This is a genomic window from Candidatus Polarisedimenticolaceae bacterium (assembly GCA_036376135.1).
Lineage (GTDB): Bacteria > Acidobacteriota > Polarisedimenticolia > Polarisedimenticolales > DASRJG01 > DASVAW01.
Genome location: DASVAW010000048.1, coordinates 1 through 4,983, shown reverse-complemented (window position 1 = coordinate 4,983; position 4,983 = coordinate 1). Strand labels below are relative to the sequence as shown.

General features: G+C 72.9%; 6 protein-coding genes. All 6 read right to left on the bottom strand.

Features of this window, described 5'->3' with window-relative positions:
- On the bottom strand, positions 1-668 hold a 668-nt coding region (locus VF139_04580), incomplete at its 3' end, for a hypothetical protein (GenBank protein ID HEX6850661.1).
- 1 nt (position 669) lies between these two features.
- On the bottom strand, positions 670-1,485 hold the full coding sequence (locus VF139_04575) for an FAD/NAD(P)-binding protein (protein ID HEX6850660.1): 816 nt from the start codon (positions 1,483-1,485) through the stop codon (positions 670-672).
- Positions 1,486-1,525: 40 nt separating this feature from the next.
- The gene (locus tag VF139_04570) at positions 1,526-2,002 is read right to left on the bottom strand and encodes a cyclic nucleotide-binding domain-containing protein (protein HEX6850659.1); all 477 of its coding nucleotides are present in this window, start codon (positions 2,000-2,002) and stop codon (positions 1,526-1,528) included.
- Positions 1,986-3,119, bottom strand: coding sequence for a 4Fe-4S dicluster domain-containing protein (locus tag VF139_04565; protein ID HEX6850658.1), 1,134 nt, complete (start codon positions 3,117-3,119; stop codon positions 1,986-1,988). The genes VF139_04570 and VF139_04565 overlap by 17 nt, the downstream gene beginning before the upstream one ends.
- A gap of 70 nt (positions 3,120-3,189) precedes the next feature.
- Positions 3,190-4,152, bottom strand: coding sequence for a Gfo/Idh/MocA family oxidoreductase (locus VF139_04560; GenBank protein HEX6850657.1), 963 nt, complete (start codon positions 4,150-4,152; stop codon positions 3,190-3,192).
- A partial coding sequence (locus tag VF139_04555) for a rhomboid family intramembrane serine protease (GenBank protein HEX6850656.1) occupies positions 4,149-4,983 on the bottom strand: 835 nt, incomplete at its 5' end. The genes VF139_04555 and VF139_04560, both read right to left, overlap by 4 nt.

Genomic DNA, 4,983 nt, shown 5'->3' with positions numbered 1-4,983 from the left:
CCCCGTCCGTGCGAAGGGCACAACGCCCCGCACCCGCAGCGCGTCACCGGGCCCAGGCACGGCTGCCCCTCCGCCACGGTCACGCACACGGTGCCGTTGCGCTTGCAGTCGAGGCAGACGGAGTGGTGCGGCAGGCGCGGCACGTTCCCGCGGAGGATCGCCCCGAGCACGCGGATCAGCTGCTCCTTGGAGATCGGGCAGCCGTGCAGCTCGAAGTCGACCTTGACGTGATCGGAGATCGGGGTCGACGCGCGAAGCGTGGGGATGGCGTCGGGCCTTCCGTACACGGCGGTCATCCACGTCCCGACCTCCGCGAAGTTGCGGAGGGCCTGGATGCCGCCGGCCGTCGCGCACGCGCCGATCGCCACGAGGACCTTCGAAGCGCGGCGGATCGTGTGGATCCGTTCCGCGTCGTGGGAGGTCGTGATCGAGCCCTCCACGAGCGAGACGTCGTAGGGGCCGCGAACGATCGCGCGGGAGGCCTCGGGGAAGTTCGCGATCTCGACCTTCGCGGCGATCTCGAGGAGGGCGTCCTCGCAGTCGAGCAGGGTCAGCTGGCAGCCGTCGCAGGAGGCGAACTTCCAGACGGCGAGCTTGGGCCTCACGTCCCCCGGGGTCTCGCCGTCGCCGGCGCGCTTGGGCTTCGCCTTCGGCTTTCGCGGCGCCATCTCACAGCTCCCGCACGGTGACGAGGCTCGCGACCTCCCGCAGCGGGAACACCGGCCCGTCCTTGCAGACGAAAACCGGGCCCAGCTGGCAGTGGCCGCACAGCCCGCACCCGCACTTCATGTTCCGTTCGAGCGAAACGTGGATCCGGTCGGTCGGGATCCCGCGCCGCGCGAGCTCGCGGCACGAGAAGCGCATCATCAGCTCCGGGCCGCAGACGAAGGCGACGGACTCGCTGGGCGAGAGCTGGGGGAGGTCGACGAGGTTCGTCACGAACCCGACGCGGCCGTGCCAGCCCGCTTCGGCCCGGTCGACGGTGACCTCGACGGTCACGTCGAAGCGACCCCGCCAGGACTCGAGGTCCTTCTGGAACAGCAGGTCCGCCGGCGAGCGCGCGCCGTAGAGGAGAGCGACGCGGCCGTAACGATTGCGGCGGGCGAGGACGTGGAGCAGGGCGGGGCGCAGCGGCGCGAGGCCGATCCCGCCGGCCACGAAGACGACGTCGTGTCCCTCGGCCTCGGCGACGGGCCACGCGGTGCCGAAGGGGCCTCGGATCGCGAGCTCGTCGCCGCGGTTCAGGCCGCACAGCGCCTGGGTCACCGGACCGATCGACCGGATCGTGTGGACGATCCGGCGCGGCTCGTCCGCCGACCCGCTGATGGAGATCGCGGACTCCCCGACGCCGGGGGCCCACAACATATTGAACTGGCCGGGGAGGAACGTGAACGGCGCCTCGTCGGCGGGGGGTTCGAGGACGAGCGTCGTCACGTCCTTCAGCTCGCGGGCGACGGAGACCACCCGGCAGACCACCGGGCGCATCGCGTCGACCGCGGAGGGGACGGGCGGGGCGACCGCGGCGTCAGGAAGTCGGGTTGGCGCGGTGGCCATAAACGTCCAGCAGTTGGAGCGCCATGCTGTCCAGGCGCTGGGTGACGACGCGCCCGAAGCGGCTCATGAGCTCGTAACCGAGCCTCGGGTCGCTCGCGAACTTGTCCCGCAGGCACTTCGCGTCCATCCGCAGGGCGCGCGTCGCGACGATCGCCCGGGCGTCGAAGTGGCGCTGGTACGGGGGTACGAGCCACGACCAGCCGATCACGTCCCCCTCGCGCGCCGTGTGGATCGTGAGCGCGCCCCGCCCGGGGGCGTGGATCTCGACGGAGACCTGTCCCTGGCGCACGAGCCAGAAGCCGTCGGCCTCATCCCCGATGCGGAACAGGAACTGCCCGGGCTCGAGTCGGACGTTGGCGGCGCACCCCGCCAGGAGCGCGACGTACTCCTGCTCCATCCCGCGGAACAGCGGGATCTCGGCGAGGATCGGCTCAAGCGTTTGGATCATCGTCTTCCTCCACGGCCGCGTACGACGCGGCCAGCAGGGCTCGAACCTCTTCGCGGACGTCGATCCCGGCGGGACACCAGACGATGCAACGCCCGCAGCCCACGCAGCCCGCGGCGCCGAACTGCGCGTGCCAGGTTCCGAACTTGTGGCGCAGCCAGTGCCGGTAGCGCGCCCTCACGCTCCCCCGGACGCTTCCGCCGTGCATGTACGAGAAGTCCGGGGCGAAGCAGGATTCCGATCGCCGCACCCGTTCGAAGGCGGTGCCTTCGAGGTCGGCGAGGTCGTCCATGGTGGAGCAGAAGCAGGTCGGGCAACTCTGCGTGCAGTTGCCGCAGGACATGCAACGGGCGGCGACCCGCTCCCAGGCTCCGTGCTCGGTGTCGCCCAGCACCGCGCGCTCGGCGGTCTTCTCGTCGACGGCGCCGTGCGTGCGCGCGGCCGCGGCGTCGAGCGCGGCCTCGGCGGCGGCGACTTCCGCGGCGTCCGCCCGCCCCGGACCCACCTCGTCGAGGACCTCGCGGCCGAGCTCGGTTCCCGGGCGGGCGAGGAACACGTGGCGTCCGTTCGTCGCGATCTCGACGAGCGCGAGGTCGAAGCCCAGGCGCGCCCGCGGTCCCGATCCCATGGACCCGCAGAAACACGCCGGACCGGGATCGGTGCACTCCACCGCCACGACGAACGCGGCGTCCCGCCGCGCGCGGTAGCGTTCGTCGGGGTGCGGCCCGTGCACGAGCACGCCGTCCAGGCGCGCGAGCGCCGCGACGTCGCACGGGCGCACGCCGAAGAGCGCGAGGCGGGAGACCGGCGCCGGAGATCCGATCCGGATCCCGTCGTCGTCGCGCGTGACGGCGAGGACCGTTTCCGCCGGCGGGTAGAGGAAGCGCTTCCATGGGTGCGCGCCAGGGCCGCCCGAGAAGGCCGCGCCCGTGGGCTCGTCGTCGACGCGACACGTCCCCGGTCCGTCGCGCGCGACGCGCCCCCACGGCAAACGATCGGGCCGCTCGAGCGTGTCGAGGACGATCGCGCCGTCGCGTTCCGTGGGGCCGACGATGGAAAATCCACGCCGGTTCAGCGCGGAGAAGAGATCCGAGAGGCCGCCCTTGTCGAGCACCTGCATGGTCCGCTCTCCAGAGGGGCATAGTCGCACCTCGGTCGGGGGCGAGGCACGCGTGCGAGCTTGAGGAGTATCAAGCGAGGGAGAGGCGACGTCCCTCGCGCGCGGAGCGACGCACCGCGTCCGCGATCCGCACCGCCGCGAGTCCGTCCTCGACCGAAACCGCGGCCGGACGCCGCGCGCTCGAGGCGACCACGAAGTCGCGCAGGCACGGGACGACCGTCGGAAGGTGCGGGACCGAGCCGAGGTCGCTCTCGCCGTCCGCATCCACCTTCACGAAGCGGCGCGTCGCGTGATCGACGGCGAGCTGGCCGGACGTTCCCGCGGCGCTGACGCGCCCGGAGCGCCCGCGCGAGCGGTGGCAGTTGTCGATGGTGACGACGACGTCTCCCGGCTCGAGCCGGAGCACCGCGGCGAAGGTGTCCTCGGTCGCGCGGCCGGGTGCCGCCGAGGTCTCCGCGACGACGGAGACCGGCTCCGCCCCGGTCAGCCAGCGCGCGAGGTCGAACGCGTGCACGCCGGTGACGAGCAACGCGCCGCCGCGACCGGGGGCGTCCGTCCAGGGGCGCGCCCCGGGATCGAATCGCTGGTCGATCGCCAGCACGCGAAGGGCGCCGAGGGAGGGGAGGCGCTCGCGCAGGGCGACGAACAGCGGGTCGAAGCGCTGCGTGTGCGCGACCGCGACGGTCGCCGCCGCCCCCTCCGCCGCCGCCGCGATCGCGTCGGCATCCTCCAGGGACGCGGCGAGCGGCTTCTCGATCAGGAGCGCCTTCCCGGCCTCGATCGCGGCGAGGGCGATCGCGCGGTGGAGGTCGGGGGGAACCGCCGAGACGACGGCGTCCACGCCGGGGTGCCGCGCGAGCGCGACGGGGTCCGCGACGAACTCCAGCCCGTGCCCGGCGGCGAAGGCGCGTCCGGCCGCCTCGTCCGCGCGCGAGACCGCGACGAGCGCGGCGCCGGGAATGTCCCCGGCGAGAAGGTGCCTCGCGTAGCGGGAACCGTGGACGCCGAGGCCGGCCAGGGCGATGCGGATCATCGGCCGCGGAGGTCGAGCAGCTGCTGCAGCGTCGCCGTGCCGTGGATCGCCATCGAGTAGAACGCGAAGACCGAGATCGCGAGGAGCGCGAGGGCCGCCATCGACCAGAGCGTCGCCGCCGCGCGGGTGCGGTAAGGCCCCCAGGGCACCACGAGCCCGAGAAGGCCGCCCGCGAGGAAGCCGCCGAGGTGGCTGCGCCAGTCGATCCCCGGGAGCAGGCTCATCACGACCATGAGCATCGCGTTGCGGGCCATCACGCTCTGCATCGCGGAGCCGTAGGCGCCCCCCCGCCGCCAGCCGTGCACGAGCAGGAGTCCGAGCAGGCCGCAGATCGCGCCGGACGCCCCGACGGTGCGCACCCCGCCGAGGTATTGCGCGACGAGCGTCCCGCCGAGCCCGCTCAGGAGGTACATGACGCCGAACCGCTCGGTGCCGTACTCCTCCTCCGCGAGCGGGCCCAGCGACGCCAGCGCCATCGAGTTCAACGCGAAGTGGAGGATCCCGGCATGGAGGAACAGGGGCGTGATCAGGCGCCACCATTCCCCCGCCTCGAAGGTCAGCACGGGCACACCCGATCCGTACCGCAGGAGCGTCGCGCCGTCGAACCCCATCAGGCGGCCGAAACCGGTCTGGAACTCGATTCCGGCCACCGCGGGGGGCGCGACGAGCATCACGAGGAACATCAGTCCGTTGACGAGCAGGATCGCTCCCGTCGCCGCCGTCGCCCCCGGGATCAGGTTCGAGATCACCCGGCTCAGGCCCGGAGCGCGCACGCGGGAGAGGCCGGCGCCGCATTCGGTGCAGGTCCACGCCGCGCGGGGGACGAGCGCC

Excerpts from the sequence above, each read along its gene's own strand:
- VF139_04575 (HEX6850660.1), bottom strand. The coding sequence starts at position 1,485 with ATGCGCCCGGTGGTCTGCCGGGTGGTCTCCGTCGCCCGCGAGCTGAAG.
- VF139_04570 (HEX6850659.1), bottom strand. The coding sequence starts at position 2,002 with ATGATCCAAACGCTTGAGCCGATCCTCGCCGAGATCCCGCTGTTCCGC.
- VF139_04565 (HEX6850658.1), bottom strand. The coding sequence starts at position 3,119 with ATGCAGGTGCTCGACAAGGGCGGCCTCTCGGATCTCTTCTCCGCGCTG.
- VF139_04560 (HEX6850657.1), bottom strand. The coding sequence starts at position 4,152 with ATGATCCGCATCGCCCTGGCCGGCCTCGGCGTCCACGGTTCCCGCTAC.